The organism is Nocardia sp. NPDC059240 (assembly GCF_042753865.1).
GTDB lineage: Bacteria > Actinomycetota > Actinomycetes > Mycobacteriales > Mycobacteriaceae > Nocardia.
Genome location: NZ_JBHZAC010000007.1, coordinates 232,581 through 249,407 on the forward strand (window position 1 = coordinate 232,581; position 16,827 = coordinate 249,407).

Annotated in this window: 17 protein-coding genes and 1 tRNA gene; 8 read left to right on the forward strand and 10 right to left on the reverse strand. The window is 67.2% G+C overall.

All coding sequences use genetic code 11. From position 1 onward, the window contains the following. Positions 1-12: 12 nt before the first annotated feature. Positions 13-687 carry a TetR/AcrR family transcriptional regulator gene (locus ACFXHA_RS26190; RefSeq protein ID WP_379361153.1) on the reverse strand — a complete coding sequence of 225 codons (675 nt, stop codon included), beginning with the start codon at positions 685-687 and terminating at the stop codon, positions 13-15. 118 nt (positions 688-805) lie between these two features. Here ACFXHA_RS26190 and ACFXHA_RS26195 point away from each other — a divergent pair, with 118 nt between their 5' ends. After that, positions 806-2,302, forward strand: a complete 1,497-nt coding sequence (locus ACFXHA_RS26195) for an MFS transporter (RefSeq protein ID WP_379361155.1) — start codon at positions 806-808, stop codon at positions 2,300-2,302. Positions 2,303-2,394: 92 nt separating this feature from the next. On the opposite strand, the gene ACFXHA_RS26200 is transcribed toward ACFXHA_RS26195, so the two are convergent. Then, positions 2,395-3,591, reverse strand: coding sequence for a lipase family protein (locus tag ACFXHA_RS26200; RefSeq protein WP_379361157.1), 1,197 nt, complete (start codon positions 3,589-3,591; stop codon positions 2,395-2,397). A gap of 126 nt (positions 3,592-3,717) precedes the next feature. Here ACFXHA_RS26200 and crcB (ACFXHA_RS26205) point away from each other — a divergent pair, with 126 nt between their 5' ends. From crcB (ACFXHA_RS26205) to ACFXHA_RS26225, 5 genes are all read left to right on the forward strand, one after another. Beyond that, positions 3,718-4,149: a fluoride efflux transporter CrcB gene (gene crcB, locus ACFXHA_RS26205; protein ID WP_379361159.1), complete on the forward strand. Its 432-nt coding sequence runs from the start codon at positions 3,718-3,720 to the stop codon at positions 4,147-4,149. Further along, positions 4,142-4,486: a DUF190 domain-containing protein gene (locus ACFXHA_RS26210; RefSeq protein WP_379361160.1), complete on the forward strand. Its 345-nt coding sequence runs from the start codon at positions 4,142-4,144 to the stop codon at positions 4,484-4,486. The genes crcB (ACFXHA_RS26205) and ACFXHA_RS26210 overlap by 8 nt, the downstream gene beginning before the upstream one ends. Continuing rightward, the gene (gene crcB / locus ACFXHA_RS26215) at positions 4,483-4,845 is read left to right on the forward strand and encodes a fluoride efflux transporter CrcB (RefSeq protein ID WP_379361161.1); all 363 of its coding nucleotides are present in this window, start codon (positions 4,483-4,485) and stop codon (positions 4,843-4,845) included. Before ACFXHA_RS26210 ends, crcB (ACFXHA_RS26215) begins: the two co-directional genes overlap by 4 nt. A gap of 47 nt (positions 4,846-4,892) precedes the next feature. Continuing rightward, complete coding sequence (pgm, locus tag ACFXHA_RS26220; protein WP_379361162.1) at positions 4,893-6,542, forward strand: phosphoglucomutase (alpha-D-glucose-1,6-bisphosphate-dependent); 1,650 nt, start codon at positions 4,893-4,895, stop codon at positions 6,540-6,542. Between the two features lie 291 nt (positions 6,543-6,833). Continuing rightward, complete coding sequence (locus ACFXHA_RS26225; protein ID WP_379361164.1) at positions 6,834-8,051, forward strand: MFS transporter; 1,218 nt, start codon at positions 6,834-6,836, stop codon at positions 8,049-8,051. Between the two features lie 4 nt (positions 8,052-8,055). Here ACFXHA_RS26225 and ACFXHA_RS26230 read toward each other — a convergent pair whose 3' ends face one another. Then, positions 8,056-8,598, reverse strand: coding sequence for a hypothetical protein (locus ACFXHA_RS26230; RefSeq protein ID WP_379361166.1), 543 nt, complete (start codon positions 8,596-8,598; stop codon positions 8,056-8,058). 96 nt (positions 8,599-8,694) lie between these two features. Between ACFXHA_RS26230 and ACFXHA_RS26235 the strand changes: the two genes are divergently transcribed. Further along, a complete protein-coding gene (locus tag ACFXHA_RS26235; protein WP_379361168.1) occupies positions 8,695-9,420 on the forward strand; it encodes a DsbA family protein in 726 nt (241 codons plus the stop codon). A 33-nt stretch (positions 9,421-9,453) separates the two neighbouring features. Here ACFXHA_RS26235 and ACFXHA_RS26240 read toward each other — a convergent pair whose 3' ends face one another. Both ACFXHA_RS26240 and ACFXHA_RS26245 read right to left on the reverse strand, forming a co-directional pair. Beyond that, on the reverse strand, positions 9,454-9,762 hold the full coding sequence (locus ACFXHA_RS26240) for a hypothetical protein (protein WP_379361170.1): 309 nt from the start codon (positions 9,760-9,762) through the stop codon (positions 9,454-9,456). A 159-nt stretch (positions 9,763-9,921) separates the two neighbouring features. Beyond that, complete coding sequence (locus ACFXHA_RS26245; RefSeq protein WP_379361172.1) at positions 9,922-11,619, reverse strand: DUF222 domain-containing protein; 1,698 nt, start codon at positions 11,617-11,619, stop codon at positions 9,922-9,924. A gap of 129 nt (positions 11,620-11,748) precedes the next feature. Here ACFXHA_RS26245 and ACFXHA_RS26250 point away from each other — a divergent pair. Then, positions 11,749-11,821: transfer RNA gene (locus ACFXHA_RS26250), tRNA-Ala, on the forward strand. Between the two features lie 48 nt (positions 11,822-11,869). Here ACFXHA_RS26250 and ACFXHA_RS26255 read toward each other — a convergent pair. The 5 genes from ACFXHA_RS26255 to ACFXHA_RS26275 all read right to left on the reverse strand — a co-directional run bounded on the left by ACFXHA_RS26255 (position 11,870) and on the right by ACFXHA_RS26275 (position 16,824). Continuing rightward, positions 11,870-12,667, reverse strand: a complete 798-nt coding sequence (locus tag ACFXHA_RS26255) for a class I SAM-dependent methyltransferase (RefSeq protein WP_379361173.1) — start codon at positions 12,665-12,667, stop codon at positions 11,870-11,872. 11 nt (positions 12,668-12,678) lie between these two features. Beyond that, positions 12,679-13,149, reverse strand: coding sequence for a nitroreductase/quinone reductase family protein (locus tag ACFXHA_RS26260; RefSeq protein ID WP_379361175.1), 471 nt, complete (start codon positions 13,147-13,149; stop codon positions 12,679-12,681). After that, the gene (locus ACFXHA_RS26265; protein WP_379361177.1) at positions 13,146-14,327 is read right to left on the reverse strand and encodes a cytochrome P450; all 1,182 of its coding nucleotides are present in this window, start codon (positions 14,325-14,327) and stop codon (positions 13,146-13,148) included. The genes ACFXHA_RS26260 and ACFXHA_RS26265 overlap by 4 nt, the downstream gene beginning before the upstream one ends. Positions 14,328-14,459: 132 nt before the next feature. After that, a complete protein-coding gene (locus tag ACFXHA_RS26270) occupies positions 14,460-15,356 on the reverse strand; it encodes an alpha/beta hydrolase (protein WP_379361179.1) in 897 nt (298 codons plus the stop codon). A gap of 4 nt (positions 15,357-15,360) precedes the next feature. Next, positions 15,361-16,824, reverse strand: coding sequence for a flavin-containing monooxygenase (locus tag ACFXHA_RS26275; RefSeq protein WP_379361181.1), 1,464 nt, complete (start codon positions 16,822-16,824; stop codon positions 15,361-15,363). Positions 16,825-16,827 lie beyond the last annotated feature (3 nt).

Below are 16,827 nucleotides of genomic sequence, written 5' to 3' on the forward strand. Positions count from 1 at the left end.
GTGTGATGTGCGCTACCGTTTGCGCGGTGGGCACGCCGCGGCTTTCGCGCGTTCCACCTCTTCCTCGGTCAAGGGCGGTTGCGTCAGCGGCATGCGTGGCACGCCGTCACCACGCACGCCATTGAGGATCAGCGCCATATAGCGCTCCCAGACGTCGGGATTGACCGGCCGGGCGAAGCCTGCGATGCCGTCGACCATGTTCACCATGGCGAAGAAATCGCCCGCCTCGACATCCGGCTGCAGTGCGCCGACGTCCTTGGCGCGCTGGATGACCGCCTGCATGCCGGGCCGGATGCGGTCCTTCATGACGCAGAAGCGGTCCATGCTGTCGTGCAGTTCGAGGATCACCTCGCCGAAACCGCGATTGACCGCGATGTGGCGGCAGGAGTACTCGAACAGATCGACCAGGCCCTGCCAGGGATCCGGGTGGTGCAGTGCGACATCCACGGCTCCGCCCAGTTCGGTGACCATCTGGTCGAAGACCTCGGAGATGAGCTCCTGCTTGTTGGCGAAGCGGCGGTAGACCGTGCCGACGCCGACGCCTGCGCGCTCGGCCACGTCGTCGAGGGTGACCTCGAGTCCGCGATCGGCGAACAGCTCGCGGGCGGCCGCGATGATGCGCTGCTGATTGCGAGCGGCGTCCGCGCGCAGACGCCGAGGTGGTGGCGCGGTGGTGACGGGATTCACAGGCTAATCCTAACAGTAATCGGGATTATCCGGAGGCTATGTCTCCGTTTGGCATGGTAGCTTGATTCGGTAAACGGAGACGGGATCTCCGTTAATCCTAGGGGACGAGGAAAACACCATGACAACAGCTCTCGAGAAAGACGTGGCCGCCCCCACCGCGGCCGGGCGGCGTGGATCGCACGCCCTGCGCTGGTGGGTGCTGGCCGTACTGGGCGTCGCCCAGTTGATGGTCGTGCTGGACGCGACCGTCGTGAATATCGCGCTGCCGCACGCCCAGGCCGACCTCGGATTCTCCAATGGGGACCGACAGTGGGTCATCACCGGGTACGCGCTCGCCTTCGGCAGCCTGCTGCTGCTGGGCGGACGGCTCTCCGACCTCTTCGGTCGCCGCACCACCTTCATCGTCGGACTGATCGGCTTCGCGGCCGCCTCGGCCATCGGCGGCGCCGCCGGGAACTTCGAGATGCTCGTCGCCTCGCGCGTCGCGCAGGGTGTGTTCGCGGCACTGCTGGCGCCCGCCGCGCTGTCGCTGCTGACCGTGACCTTCACCGAACCTTCCGAGCGCGCAAAGGCTTTCGGCATTTTCGGTGCCATCGCGGGCGCCGGTGGCGCACTGGGTCTGCTGCTGGGCGGCGCGCTCACCGAGTGGGCCTCGTGGCGCTGGGTGATGTACGTGAACCTGGTGTTCGCGGCCATCGCGCTGGTCGGCGCGATCCTGCTGCTGGCCAAGCACACCGCCACCCAGCGGCCCAAGCTGGACCTGCCCGGCACGCTGGCGGTCAGCGCCGCGCTGTTCGGCATCGTGTACGGCTTCTCGCACGCCGAGTCCGACGGCTGGACCAACAACGTGACACTGTTCTTCCTGATCGGCGGCGTGGTGCTGCTCGGCGTGTTCGTGTGGCTGGAACAGCGGGTCGCGCATCCGCTGCTGCCGCTGCGCGTGGTGCTGAACAAGACCCGTGGCGCGTCCTACGTCACCGTGTTCACCATCGGCATCGGCATGTTCGCCATGTTCCTGTTCCTGACCTACTACATGCAGCAGCAGCTGGGGTACTCGCCGATCATCACCGGCGTGGCCTTCCTGCCGATGGTCGCGGGCATGATCGCGTCGTCCACCACGGTGCCGGCGCTGCTGATCCCGCGGGTCGGCCCGAAGGTGACCGTGGTGAGCGGATTCCTGCTTGCCACCCTGGGAATGGTGCTGCTGACCCGCATCGGCGTGGACACCGGCTACGCCTCCCACATCCTGCCGAGCCTGATCCTGATGGGTCTGGGTCTGGGTATGGCGATGTCCACCGCGTTCTCCGGCGCCACCTCGGGCATCGAGCACCAGGACGCGGGTGTGGCCTCGGCCATGGTGAACACCAGCCAGCAGGTGGGCGGCTCGATCGGTACCGCGCTGCTGAGCACGCTGGCCGCGACCGCGTTCAACAACTATGCGTCCGACCACGTTCCGCCGTCGCCGGCGGTGCTGGCGCAGGCCGCGGTGCACAGCTACACCACCACCTTCTGGTGGGCCGCCGCGATCTTCGTGGTCGGCGCGGTGGTCACCGGGGCGATCATGCCCAACAAGGTGCCGGTGCCCGCCGAGGGCGAACCCGTTCTCGTGCACTGAGTTCCGCCTCCCCCCTCGGACAACGGAGTCCGAAATGAAAGCGGCCCCACTCCTTTCGGAGTGGGGCCGCTTCTTTTCCGGCTTACCGCGCTTCAGCGGCAGTTGCTGGGCGGGGCCAGGCCCGCGAACCGGTCGGAGAGGTAGTTCATGGCGTTGATCGCGCCCGGGAAGATGGCGGTGCCGTGATCCGCGCCCGGGATGACGTCGAACTGGACCGGGGTGCCCGCGGCGCAGTAGCGGCCCGCCGTGTACTGGGCGAGATTCAGCGGTACCTGGTCGTTGCCGCCGTGCCATTCGTAGAGCGGCTGGTGGATGAGCTCGGGAATGATCTCGAGCGCGTTCTCGTGGAAGGTGGCGATCAGGGCCGGATCGTTCTCGGCGCCGGCGTGGAAGACCTCGCTGATGTGATGGTTCGCGCCGACCGAGATGATGTCGTCCACACAGGAATTGGCCATGCGGTCGCGCATCCAGAAACCGAACGGCGTGAGCGAATCGTCGAGCCGCATCTGGGCGGGGTACTCGCGTTCCATGCCCTCGGCCACGGCGAAACCGAGCCCGAACAGCGGCTGCGGCGAATCGCCCGCCTCGATGGCCAGCTTGCCGGGATTCACCGGGACGCCGCCCTCGGCGACACCGACGATGGGCAGTTCCGGGGCGTAGTCCGGGGCGATGGCGGCCGCGAAGCCGGTGGCCATCGCACCGCCGGAGTATCCGGCCAGACCGACCGGGGAATTGCCCAAACCGGCCGGGGCGAAACGTTTCACCGCGCGAATGCCGTCCAGGGTGATCTGCCCGCCCATGCGTGCCGCACCGTAGGCGCTGTCGGGGCCCAGATGGTCGGGTACCGCGATCGCCCAGCCCCGCGCCAGCAGCAGCGGGAAGGCGGCGGATTCCTTGAGGCTGCCGTCGAACAGGGCGTGCGACGGAGCGCATTGCATGCCCAGGGAATTCACGAACGGCTGGTACGACAGCAGCGGTCGCGGGCCGGGGCCGGGGGTGATGAGGGTGGTGACGGCCGGGATGGCGGCACCCGTGGAATTGGTGGAGCGGAAGAGGATCTGCCACACGGTCGCTCCGGCCCACGGGCTGGGGACCTGTCGGACATTCAGGACATCGCCGTTCTGCGCGCCGCCGAGATTCCCTGCGGCGTAGTAGAACCCGTCCGGGTCCGCGAAGGGGTATATCGCTCCGGCATGGGCCGCGGGCGCGGCGGCCACCACGGCCACCAGCGTTGTGGCGATGCCGACGCCTTGGACCAGCATCTTTCTGATCGACTGCAGCGCCGCCAACTTGGCTCCTCGAGGCCGATGGGACAACTCCGGGCAAGCGGCACTATCCTCGCAGTTCCGGGCTACTGTTCGGGCTCAGCAACACGCCGAACAGCAACTATTTAGCTAATTGGAGAAGGAGGGGTGGTGGCAGCGAAAGCCGCGCGGATCGACGCGGACGTGCTCGGTGTCATCGCCCTGGGCGGGGCCGTCGGCGCCGTCGCACGCTACGGCGTGAGCCGGTGGCTGCCGCAGCGCGGCGCGATTCCGTGGCAGACCTTGGCGGTCAACGTGATCGGATGCTTCCTCATCGGGGTACTCATGGTGTGCATCACCGAGATCTGGGTGGCGCACCGGCTGCTGCGGCCGTTTCTCGGCGTCGGCATCCTCGGCGGATTCACCACCATGTCCACCTATGCCACCGAAGTTCGTACACTGCTCGAATCGGGCCGAATCGGCTACGGGATCGGCTACCTCGGGGGGACGGTGGTGACAGGGCTGCTGTCGGTCGTGCTCGGCGTGAGTGCGACGCGATCGATATCCGGTACGGCACGACGAATGGGGGCAGGCGATGAGTGAGACTTCTCGGCACTGGGTTCCGGCGTCACGACTGACGGTGCTGCTCGGCGAGGACGACCTGTACCGGCATCGGCCCCGCTATCACGAGATCGTGCGGCGCGCCCGGGATGCCGGACTGGCCGGGGCCAGCGTGTGGCGCGGCATCGAGGGATACGGAGTGTCCTCCCATATTCACACCGCGCGCCTGCTCGATCTGGCCGAGCGGCTGCCGGTGCTGGTGATGATCATCGACGACACCGCGCGGCTGCGGGCGTTCGTGGAAAGCAATGCGGACCTGCTGGATTCGGTGACCGTGGCGCTCTCACCCGTCGAAGTCTTCGACGGGGTACGGCGGTGACGCCGTTGCTGGTGATCCTCGGCGCGGTCGTCGGAGCGCCGACCAGATATCTGGTGGATCGCGCTCTTGCCCATCGATTCGATAGTGTTCTCCCCCTGGGCACACTGGCGGTGAACGTGGGCGGTTCGGCGATACTCGGCGCGTTGATCGGTGCGGGAGCAAATCATTGGCTGCTCGCCACCGTGGGAACGGGATTCTGCGGTGCGCTGACCACGTTCAGTACGTTCGGATACGAAACGGTTCGATTGGCCGAGGAGGGCGCTTACAGCTATGCGGTGGCGAACGTCGTGATCGGCGTCGGCGCAAGCCTGTGCGCGGCCTACCTCGGTGCCTTCCTCGGGCAGTGGGTGTGGCCGTGATTCTCATGACCAGCCGGGCACAGGCGATTCGGAAGGGAGGTGCGAGCATGGCCCACGATCGAGCCGGGCGACCGGCGCGGGCCACGGACCTCGAAGATATCGCGCATTTGGTGACCTCCTACTACAGCCGGATTCCCGATCCGGCCGATCCGGCGCAGCTGGTGTCCTTCGGCACCTCCGGGCATCGCGGGTCCAGTCTGGACAATGCCTTCAACGAGGCGCACATCCTGGCCATCACCCAGGCGATCGTGGAATACCGTGCGTCGCGGGGGATTACCGGGCCGGTGTATCTGGCGCGGGATACGCACGCGCTGTCGGAGCCGGCCTGGACCACGGCGCTCGAGGTGCTGGCCGCCAATGACGTCACCGCCATCATCGATTCGCGGGACCGGTACACGCCTACACCGGCTTTGAGTCATGCGGTGCTGCGGCACAATCGGGGCGGGACGCGGCATCAGGCCGACGGCATCGTGGTGACGCCCTCGCACAATCCGCCGCGTGACGGCGGGTTCAAATACAATCCGCCGCACGGTGGTCCGGCCGACACCATCGCCACCGACGCGATCGCCACCCGGGCGAACGAACTGTTGCGTACCGGGCTCGCCGATGTGCGGCGCACCTCCCTCGCGCACGCGCTGGCGACCAATGTGGAGCGCTACGACTATCTGGATCGCTACATCTCGGACCTACCCAATGTGCTGAATCTGGACGCCATTCGGGGCGCCGGGATTCGGCTGGGCGCGGACCCCATGGGCGGGGCTTCCGTGGATTACTGGGAGGAGATCGGGCAGCGCTACGACCTCGAGCTCGAGGTGGTGAATCCGTTCGTCGACCCGACGTGGCGGTTCATGACGCTGGACGCGGACGGGCGGATCCGGATGGATCCGTCGTCGCGGTACGCCATGGCCTCGCTGGTGGCGATTCGCGATGATTACGACATTTCGACCGGCAACGACGCGGACGCGGACCGGCACGGGATCGTGACTCCCGATGCGGGACTGATGAATCCGAACCACTACCTGGCGGTGGCGATCGAGTACATGATCGCCAATCGGATGGGGTGGGATGCGCTGACCAAGATCGGCAAGACGGTGGTGACGTCCGGCATGATCGACCGCGTGGTTGGGGTCCTCGGACGCGACGTCTACGAGGTACCGGTCGGTTTCAAATGGTTCGTGCCCGGATTGTTCAGCGGCAGCCTGGCTTTCGGCGGCGAGGAATCCGCCGGGGCCTCATTCCTGCGCATGGACGGCACCGTCTGGACTACCGACAAGGACGGCATCCTGCTCGCCCTGCTGGCCGCGGAAATCACCGCCGTCACCGGGCAGAGCCCCTCCACCCGCTACGCCGAACTCGAAAAACGCTACGGCTCACCCGCCTACACCCGCATCGACGCCGCCGCCACCGCGGAACAGAAGGCCCGCCTCGCGGCGTTGACGCCGGACATGATCACCGCCACCGAAATCGCCGGCGAGCCCGTCACCGCCATCCAAACCCGCGCCCGCGGCAACGGCGCGGCCCTGGGCGGAGTCAAGGTCACCACCGAGAACGCCTGGTTCGCCGCGCGACCGTCGGGGACCGAGGACAAATACAAGATCTACGCCGAATCCTTCCAAGGGCCCGAACATCTGGCCCAGGTGCAGGCGGCAGCGGAAGAGATCGTCGGACAGGCCCTGTCCGGTACATCCGGTGAGTGATCGCCCGGTCCAGGGCGCGCTGCCACTCCGGCCTGGCCTCACCCCGTCATTCCGGCGTGCTTTCGGCCGGAATCCAACGCGGTGGGGCGATCCCGGCCAGACGCACGGGATGGATGCTCGCCATCGTGATCAGCCGGCGCCGGCACGGCATCGGGGCCCGCGCTGGGCTTACAGCAGTTGCTGCCGTTCGGCGTGGCGGGTCGAGCTCGTGGATTCGGCTCGATGGCAAGGGGATCGGTGCGGCTGCGGTGGGGCGGACGCCACGTGGAGCGGTGAATTGGATGTGTTGTGGTGAGTGAGCAGGTGGACGGCGGGGCTGGGAAGCACCGGCTGCCGGTGGAGATCTGGGTGCTGGTGGGGTCGGCGTTCACGATCGCTATCGGGTTCGGGTTGGTCGCGCCGGCTTTGCCGCAATTCGCGCGGAGTTTTCATGTCGGGGTGGCGGCGGCCTCGTTCATCGTGAGTGCGTTCGCGTTGATGCGGTTGATCTTCGCGCCCATGGCGGGGCGGTTGTTGCAGAAGCTGGGGGAGCGGCCGGTTTATCTGACCGGGCTGCTGATCGTGGCGGTGTCGACCGGTGCGTGCGCGTTCGCGCAAAGTTATTGGCAGCTGTTGGTATTGCGGTCGCTCGGTGGGATCGGGTCGACCATGTTCACGGTGTCCTCGCTGGGACTGGTGATTCGGATGTCGCCGCCCGCTGAACGGGGGCGGGTGTCGGGGGTGTATTCGACCAGCTTTCTGATCGGGTCCATCAGCGGGCCGCTGGTGGGTGGTGCTCTCTCATTCCTCGGGTTGCGCGCACCGTTCGTCATCTACTGCATCGCGCTGCTCATCGCCAGCCTGATCGTTTATGTGGCGCTGCGGAACTCGCCCCTGGCGTTGCCGGAAACCAGCACCGGGACACCCGCCATGACCTTCCGTGAAGGGATTGCGCAGCCTGCCTATCGAGCCGCGCTGTGGGCCAACTTCGGCAATGGCGCAGCCGTTTTCGGCGTTCGGATGGCGCTGGTGCCGTTGATCGTGGTCGAGGTGCTGAAGCAGGATGCCGCCCTCGCGGGCGTGGCCTTGACGGCCTTCGCACTGGGCAATGCTTCGGTGCTGTTCCTCGCCGGTCGCTGGTCGGACACGCTGGGGCGCAAGCCGTTCCTGATCGCGGGCACGCTCGTCTGTGCGGTGGGCACCGCCGGAATCGGCCTGTCGCCCACGCTGCCTTGGCTACTCGCAGCCTCCTGCGTCGCGGGCATCGGCTCCGGCATGTTCTCCCCAGCCCTGCAAGCGTCCGTGGCGGACATCATCGGCCCCGGCCGCCGCGGGGGCCCGGTGCTCGCGGGCTACCAAATGTCCGCCGACCTGGGCACCTTCCTGGGCCCCTACGCGATCGGCATGCTCGCCGACCGCGTCTCCTACGGCGTCGCTCTGGGCGTCACAGCGGTCCTGCTGGCCTCGGCCTCGGCGGTATGGCTGGTCGCCCCGGAAACCTTGCGGCGCAAGGAACCTGTCGCCGCCTGATCGATCACCAGTCGTCCCACGGATTCCCGTACTCGGGCAGAACGATGGCGGCGGCCGCCGGGTCGTCGAGTTCGTAGACGGCGTCAGCCTGGTCGCCGAGCACCGTGCGCAGAAGCGTGTCGAGCATTTCCAGATGTTGCTTGTGCAGCGCGTCGGTGGCTCTCAGCATGCGGTCGTGGCATTCGGAAACCGATTCCTCGATGCCTGCCTCCTCCAAGGCCTCCACGATCAGTCCCGCCGCCAGGTAATTGGAGAACGGCGTCTGGATGGCGTGGTACGAGCGGGCCGTGCTGCGCAGCAACATCAGCAGCGGGGCGTCCGGGAAGGGATCCTCCAGCATCAGGTTCACCTGGAACAACGCCTCCAACTCCACCAGGTAGGCGAGTCGCGTTTTGGAGCGGATGGCCGCGTCCTGCGACCATCGCGCGTACGCGGCTTCCGCTTCGTCCCCGGTCGCCCAGTTGAGCCGGGAGAGTTCTTGCACCGCATCCAAGTACGCGTGCATGAGTGCTTTACGGTCATAGCGGGCCGGGGCGATGTCGGTCATGGGGCGAGCATGTCGAATCCGATGTCGTCGGGCGAGTTGTTTTCGTGGGCCGGGGTGGGTGTTGCTCGGCCGGGCCTGTGGTGCAGAGTGTTGCGGGTGAGCAATCCGACTTCGAAGCACACGCCGCAGCCGGTTTCCAGCCGGACCACCTATGCGCTGGCCGGAGTGGCCCTGGTGGTGGTTGTCGCCATCGTGGGCGCGCTGTATCTGTGGAATCGGGGGGCCTCCACCTCGGACACGGTCCGCAACGACGGGTACGGGTCGGCGCACGATCCGGCGGTGACAGTGGCGCTGGATTCGGACGGGGCCATTGTGCTCGGGAAGCCGAATGTGGCGAAAACCGTTGAGATCTTCGAAGATCCGCTGTGCCCGGCGTGCGGGCATCTGGAGAAGATCTACGGCCAGGAGATCGCCCAGCAGGTGGATCTGGGCAAGATCGAGGTGCGATACCGCCTGGTGAACTTCCTGGACCGCAGCTCCAAGAGCAAGGACTACTCGACCCGCGCGGTCGCGGCCAACGAGTGCGTCGCCCAGGCGGGTGACGGCCCGGTCTACGCCAAGTTCCACACCCTGCTGTTCACCACCCAGCAGCCCTCCGAGGGCGGCCCGGACCATGACAACAAGGAACTGGCCGACATCGCCAAGCAGGCGGGTGCGGGCGACGATGTCGCCAAGTGCATCACCTCCGGCGAACGCGCCGACTCCGCCCGCGCCCACGCCGAAGCGGCGGCGAAGGGCCTCGAATCCACCCCGTCGGTACTCGTCGACGGCAAGAAGATCGACCACACCAACCCGAACTGGGTCCTCGACGCCGCCAAATAGGTTGCGTGCGGGCTCGATTCAGGCGGGCTTGATTCAGGAATCGAGTGCCGGGCGGCGGAGGCGGGTGGTGTAGTCGCCTGCCCGGCCGAGGGCATCGTCGGCGGCGTCCAGTTCGATGAGGGATTCCTCGAAAACCTCTGCGGCACCGGCGATGCAGTAGGCCGGGGAGGTGAGTGCGCCTGTGCCGGGGGTGTCGAGGAGCAGGCCGGAGTCCGGCAGGTCGCGGTAGGCGGCGCGCAGCTCGGACAGGTCGGCGCGTAGTTGTTGCAGTCGCTCTCGTAGAAGAAGTCGACGCTCGTCCAGCAATGCCGGGTCGCGTAGGTCCGCTACATGATCGCTCATGTCACCAGCATGCAGTGGCGCACGGGGATTCGGACTTTTTCGTGCGCCACTGCATGCTCGGCGGGCTGGGTGGGGTGCGGCCCATCGGGGGAACGGAAGTTGAGCCGCACCCCGGGGAGGGAGCCGGGCTGGGTGCTCGGCTCCGTGGTCGGGGAGGGGCTAGCGGGTGGCGGCTCGGGTGGGGGATTCGGGGATGTCGTTGTCGGGGGTGGTGCGCGAGAGTTGGGGGTGGATGAGGATGTGGTTCTCCATCGGATAGGCCAGGTCCGACGTGAAAGCGCGTGCCGGCGTGGGGGTTTCGGTGAGATCCGGGAGGATGCGCAGCGGTGCGGGGGAAAGGCGGGGTGGGGCGTCTATGTCCGTGTGGGGAAAGAGGTAGCGCGCGCCCTCGCGGACGGTTTCGTGTGGTTCACCGCTCGGGTCGATCCAGCGCATGCGGTCGGTGTCGGCGAGGTAGACGCGCCACGGGTGTTTTCCCTTGTCGGCCAAGGACTTCAGGCGGTGGTGATGGGTGCACAGGACTGCGCGGTAGGCCGTGCTCGGCTGCGGGACGGGCTGGCCGGGGAGGGAATCGAACTGGACCAGTGAGGTTTCCGCGGCCGGCATGGTGCAGCCGGGGAAGCGGCACAGGCCGTCGAGGGCGCGCACCTCGCGGGCGGGGGCGGCGGAAAAGGGGCGCACGGCGGTGATTTTCGTGGGTTTGACCCGGGGCTCGGTGGAGTCGGGGGTCGAGGTGAGGCGGCCACGGTCGACGCCGGGCGTGGGTTCGGAGTCATCGAGTGCCGTGGCGAGGTGCTCTCGAGCCTCTAGTGCGCGCTCCCAGGGAGCCTTGGCGACGGCGGGCCGGGCGGAGGCGATGGGGGCGCTCGATGCCTCGGGAATGTCCGATGCCTCCGATGTCTCCGCGGGTGATTCGGCCGTCTGTGTTGTTGCTGCCGTGGGTGTTTCTTGCGGGAAGTATTCCGGGATCACCTGGAACCGGGCATGTTCGGCCAGTGTTCGGGCGAGTGCGGCGTCGACCGGCCCGTATCCGGACAGGAAGGCCGGGTCGTCACGCAGGCCGAGCAGGGTTTCGGCGGAGACTCCGACCTGGATGAGCGGGCGGCGCGGGGTGGCGGGCGTCGCGGCCTTCGGGCAGTCGAGGTCCTTGCCGCACTCGCAGTGCACGCGGCCCGAGCCGTCGGCGAGCGCGATCAGGGCGTCGGCCCGGCGCTGCGCCATGCTGCGCGGATCGTCGTCGCAGACCTGCAGACTCATTTCGCGCAGCCGCATGGCCAGGGCCTGCGCGCCTGCGGCGGGCAGCAGCCCGTCGAAGACCGCCATCCCGTCTTGCACCGCGCGAATCCGAATGTCGCGGTCCTGCTCGCGTTCGGTCCGGCGCCGGGTTTCACCCTCGGGATCGAGCCGGGCCACCCAGCGCTGCGCGGTCTGCCGTAATCGAGCCGGATCCGAGCGTAATGCCGCGTCGATCAGCTTGGGCTCCAACACTTCTCGCACCTCGCGCGCGAGCCCGCGCAGACTGTCCGCGATCACCTGCACCCGGGACAGATCGATCCGCCCGGCCGCGAAGGCCAGCTTGGTCTGCGGTAGCGAGTCCAGCGCCAACCCGATATCGATCAGCGCCGTGGCCACCGCCTCGGACACGTGCACCGCCACCGCGACCTCCGCCGCGGCGAACTCCCCGGCACGCACCCCGCCCGCCCCCGGCGCGGCATTCCCGGCCCGATGCCGGCGATACACCTCCCGCACCGCCGTGATCTCCGCCGCCTGTGCGAACGCCGCCGCCCCGTGTGCCCGCCGCAGCGCGTCGATCAGCTCCTCTTCGCCCATCGCCTCCACCTCTCGGCTATCGAACATGCGTTCGAGACTACCTCGAGAAGATCGCAGCCACCAGCCTCTACGCAGGCGATTTGGTTTGTTCGACGCGTGTCGTGTAACTTCGTTCAAGCAAGCGGGGCAACGCCCAGCTGGCAAAGAAGTGAATACGGGGCTATGGCGCAGCTGGTAGCGCACCACACTGGCAGTGTGGGGGTCAGGGGTTCGAGTCCCCTTAGCTCCACTTCAAAAGACTGGCTCACACTCATCGAGTGTGAGCCGGTCTTTTTGGCTACTGGAAGGTCAACTGCGCGATCAGGTGCCGATGGTCGCGAATGAGCGGCAGCCGACGTTGGGCCCCGAGAGCCAGCGGACCGGACCAGCCGCGCCCCGGAATCATCCGAAGCTCTCGGTAGGACGCGACTCCCGGAATTCGTAGCGGCAGTGCGCGAGTTTGCGGCACGGTGAGGCCGAACGGCATGTGCGGAACCATGTAGTCCGATTTGCGTGATAGCCGCACGCCCTTCGCCGTGCGCTTGGTGAACCCGGGCGGCAGCACGTCGAAGATCAGGCTCGCACCCGGAAACCGTTGGGCCATATCGCCGATGAGAGAGAAGACCTCATCCGGCGACAGGTACATGAACAGCCCCTCGGCGGTGATCAGCACATCCGTGCCGTCGACCAGGTCGAACCAGGCGCGGTCCAGGGCCGACATGGCCACCGACCGCATCCGTGCTTCGGTCGGTAACAACTGCCGCCGCAGGTCGATCATCTCCGGCAGATCCACCGAGATCCAGTTCAGGTCCGGTGCGCCGAGTCGCCAGTAGGTCGTCTGGAGGCCCTCACCGAGCGCCACGACGGTGCCGCCGGGCGAATCCCGGTGAAAGCGCTGTATTTCCGCGTCGATGGTGCGGGCCCGCAGCACCTGGGTTCGGGCGGGGTGCCCGAAGGTCCGGAAGTCGAAATCGATTGCTTCACACAGCTCTTCGGCGAGAGGGTCACGAAAATCCGTATAGGATGCCGCGGATTCGACCGCCCGGGTCCACAGCGTCCACAGGGCCGTGACCGGAACCCCCTGCAACGCTGCCACGGAAATCTCGCTCACAGTTCGCGCAATCGCACGAGGGGAATCCGGCGCTCGGTGCGGGATTGATACTCCTGGTAGAACGGCCGGTCTGTGGTCAAGGCCGCCCAAAGCCGTTCGTACTCGGGTTCTTCGATGATCTCCGGCTGTGCTCGGAAGGAGGCGGACCGCACCTTGACCCGCACCTCGGCATTGGCGCCGGTGTCGGTGAGGTTCCAGTACCAGGCCGGATGCTGGGGCGCTCCGATGAAGGACGCCACCACGATGCGGTGCCCCGCCTCGTCCACCCAGAAGGGCAGCGCCACCTTGTGGGTCTTCCCGCTTCTGCGGCCGACCGTCTGCAACAGCAGATGCTCCATCCCCGAGCTGATCCAGACCTCTTCCATATCGGTGAATTCCATGCCCATGACATGTTTGCGCCCGAGCTCGATGAGTTTGGCTCGCTCGGGTTCGGTGAACGGGTTGTTGCGCTGATCGGTCAGGCTCACATCACACCTCCATTGACTTCGAGAATCGCCCCATCGGCGTAGGAAGGCGCGCCCAGCGCGACCGGCAGGTCGGCCAGCTGCCATACCGCCGATCCGTCGTGCCAGCGCACCTGTTCGGGCTCGAGGGCCAACCGCGCGTCGGGATAATCGCGCAGTAGCATGCCGATCGCGACCTCGAGTTCCATACGCGCGATCTGGATGCCCAGGCAGTAGCGCGCGCCGTAGCCGAAGGCCATGTGGGGCTTGGCATTTCGGGTGGGATCCACCCGCTCCGGATCGGCGTAGACGGTCGGATCCAAATTGGCCGCGCCGATGGACGGGACAACGAAGTCGCCGGGCATCATGTCCACGCCGCCCAGCGAGATGGGCTCACGAACCCGCCACGGCAGTCCCTCACCGCCGGCCAGGGCGATGGTGCGCAACAGCTCGTCGACCGCACCTGGGATCCGATCCGGATGTGCCCGCATTTCGGCGCGGAGGCCGGGGCTGAGCAGCAGCCGCAGGACGATCTTGCTCAGCATGTGCGCGGACGATTCGTAGCCGCCGACGATGAGGGCGAAGACGACGGTGACCAGTTCCCACTTCTCCAGGTCGTCGCCGTGCATCACCAGGTCGGAGACGAAATCGCCGGTGGGCGTGGTCCTCCGGGCCTTGATGAGCCCCAGTACGTACTTGCCGAGATCCTGCAGTGCGGTCTCGGCGCTGCGCGCGCCGGCGTCCGCCACCGAGGCATCGGCCAGCAGCGCGCTCACCCACTCCGCTACGTCCTGTTGATCGCCCTCGGCGATGCCGACCAGCTCCCCCAGCACATTCAGTGAGTAGGGTTTGGCGACAACGGATACGTAGTCGCCCTGTTCCGTCGCGGCCAGTTCCGCGAGCCGCCGGGTCATGATCGCCGCGGCGGCGGTGCGCAACGTGGCCATCCGCGCCGGGGTCAGTTCCCGGCCGATGACCCGCCGCAGTTTGGTGTGGATGCTGTCGTCGAGGCTGCCGATACCGCCCTGGAGCAGCAGGCCGGCGGTGAGCCGCGGTGCGGACTCCTGCGACATGCCGGTGCGGCTGAATGCCTTCTGAGAGTAGACGGTTCGTACGTCTTCGTATCCGGTGACCAGCCATGCCGCGTCACCGTAGGGGTATTGCACCCGCGCGATGCCGCCCGATCTCCGGACCTCGTCCATGACCGGATCCAGGTGCAACGATCTCCTCGTCTCCGAGGGATACCGATGTACGGGACATTGCGTTATGTCCATTGTGCCCTCCCCATCGACGCGTGCGTTCGAATACGCCACTGCGCCAACCTTTCTCAATATTCACCGTGTTGAATTGATACATTCCGACAGGGCGGCGGCGAGATCCTCGACGGCTGCCTCGGCGACGCCGATGGGCATGCTGTGAAAGACGTGCCACAGCCCGCGGAATTCGCGATGCCGCAGGGGCACACCGAATTCCGCCGCGTGCGCGGCGAAGCGGCGGGCGTCCCCGCTCAGCAGGTCGTCACCGGCCGAATGCATGACGATCGGGGCAATCCCGGCGATATCGCGGTAGAGCGGCGAGCGATCTCGCCGTTCGGACTCCGGGACACCCGGCAGATAAGCGTCGATCAGCCCGGCCAGCAACGACGGAGTCAATACCGCGTCTCTGTTCGTAATGCCCTGGAAGGCAGAGGAATTCGAAGTCAGGTCCAGCATCGGGCAGATGAGTCCCAGCATGGCGGGCTGCGGCAAGGGATCACCGCGCAGCTGCAGGGCGAGGTCCAGCGCCAGTCCTCCTCCGGCCGAATCACCCACGACCGCAATGCGATCAGCGGGTATTCCAGCATCGACGAGCGCCCGATACGCGGCCACGGTGTCCTCGATCGCCGCCGGATAGGGGTGTTCGGGAGCCAGGCGGTAATCCAGGACGTGCACCGTGGTGTCCATGGCGGCGGCCAGCGCACCGGCGAGGGTGCGGGCCATGCGCGGAGTGCCGAGAGCGTACCCGCCACCGTGCAGATAGAGCACGGCGGCGTCGGGAGGAGCCGCGCGGGGCTTCAGGACTTCGACGGGTAGGCCGCCGAGCCGACCGGTTCGCACGGCGACACCGCGCGGGGCACGAGCGTAGGTCGTGCCCGCGTCGATCCGGGCACGGACCGTGGGCCAGTCCGGGGCCGGGCCGAACCACCAGCGGCTCACCACGCGGGTGAGGAAGCGCCAGAGCAGCGTGTCCACAGTGTCATTTCCGTTCCGCCGGGCACGGCATCAGGTGGTAGTCGAGTGGGTTCGGGACGCTGCGGATCAGCTTCTCGTAGCGGTGCGGGCTCCATGGCCACACTTCCGGCACGCCGTCCGCGCCCAGATACCAGCTGCGGCAGCCGCTTGCCAATGCCGTGTTCGGCGCGGCCTCGCGCATGCGGGCGTTATAGCGGTCGGTGGCCTCCCGGGTCGGCGCGACGGTCTCGAATTCGCCTGCGCGCCAGCGTCGCAACCAGCCGACAATGCGGACCGTCTGCGCCTCGGCGATCGCGGTCAGCGGATGGTTGGCGACCGGGCTGTGTGGGCCGATGAGCATGAACAGGTTGGGGAACTCCGGGATCATGACGCTTTCGTGGGCGCGCGGGCCGTTCGCCCACGCCTGGTCCAGGGTGTGGCCGCCGAGGCCGGTGATCGCCATCGGTCGCATGTACGCGTGCGAGTCGAACCCGGTGGCCAGCACGAGGACATCGAGTTCACGCAGCCGCCCGTCGACCGTGACCACGCCGCGCTTCTCGACGCGGTCGATGCCGTCGGTCACCACGGTGACGTCGGGACGCTGAACGGCCCGGTAGAAGCTGTCCGACACCACCATGCGCTTGCACATGGCCGGGTAGTCCGGTGTCAGCTTGCGGCGTAGCTCGGGATCCCGGACCGACCGCAGATGTTGTTCCACCACCCACTGGATGAACCGGCGCATCCGGCCCGGATGCACCAGACCCTGCGAGGCGGCGGCGAAGGCGGCGCGAAAGAACCAGTAGGACGCCACGCCGAGCACCGGCGCCCGCCGATACAGCGCCTTCGACAGCGGCGTGTATTTCCGATTGACGGTCGGCAGAATCCACTGCGGAGTTCGCTGGAACACAACGACTTCGGCTGCGTTGCCCGCCAGCGCACCGACCAGCTGCGTGCCGGTGGATCCGGTGCCGATCACGCCGACCCGCGCGCCGGTCAGCTCGATATCGTGCCGCCAGCGCGCCGAATGCATGACGTCGCCGCCGAATTCGTCCAGGCCGGCGATATCGGGCCAACTCGGGTGATGCAGAAAACCCGTCGCGCACAGCACGAAGTCGAAATCCTCGGCCGTCTCGTCCGAGGCGCTGACCTGCCAGCGCGCTCTGTCGAACGTAGCGGCGGTCACCTCCACACCGAAACGCGTCCATCGGTGCAGCCCCTGCGCGCGGGCCACCCCGAGGAGATACCGCTGGATGTCCGGGCCCGACGAATACAGGTGCCGCCATTGCGTATTCGGGGCGAAGGTCAACTGGTAATACCGCGACGGCACATCGCAGACCAGCCCGGGATAGGTGTTGTCCCGCCAGGTGCCGCCGAAGTCATCAGCCTTCTCATAAATGACGAAGTCGGTGAATCCGGCCCGCTGCAGCGCAACTCCCATGCAGATGCCGGAGATTCCGGCGCCGATGATGGCGATCCGTGGAGTTCTCATCCG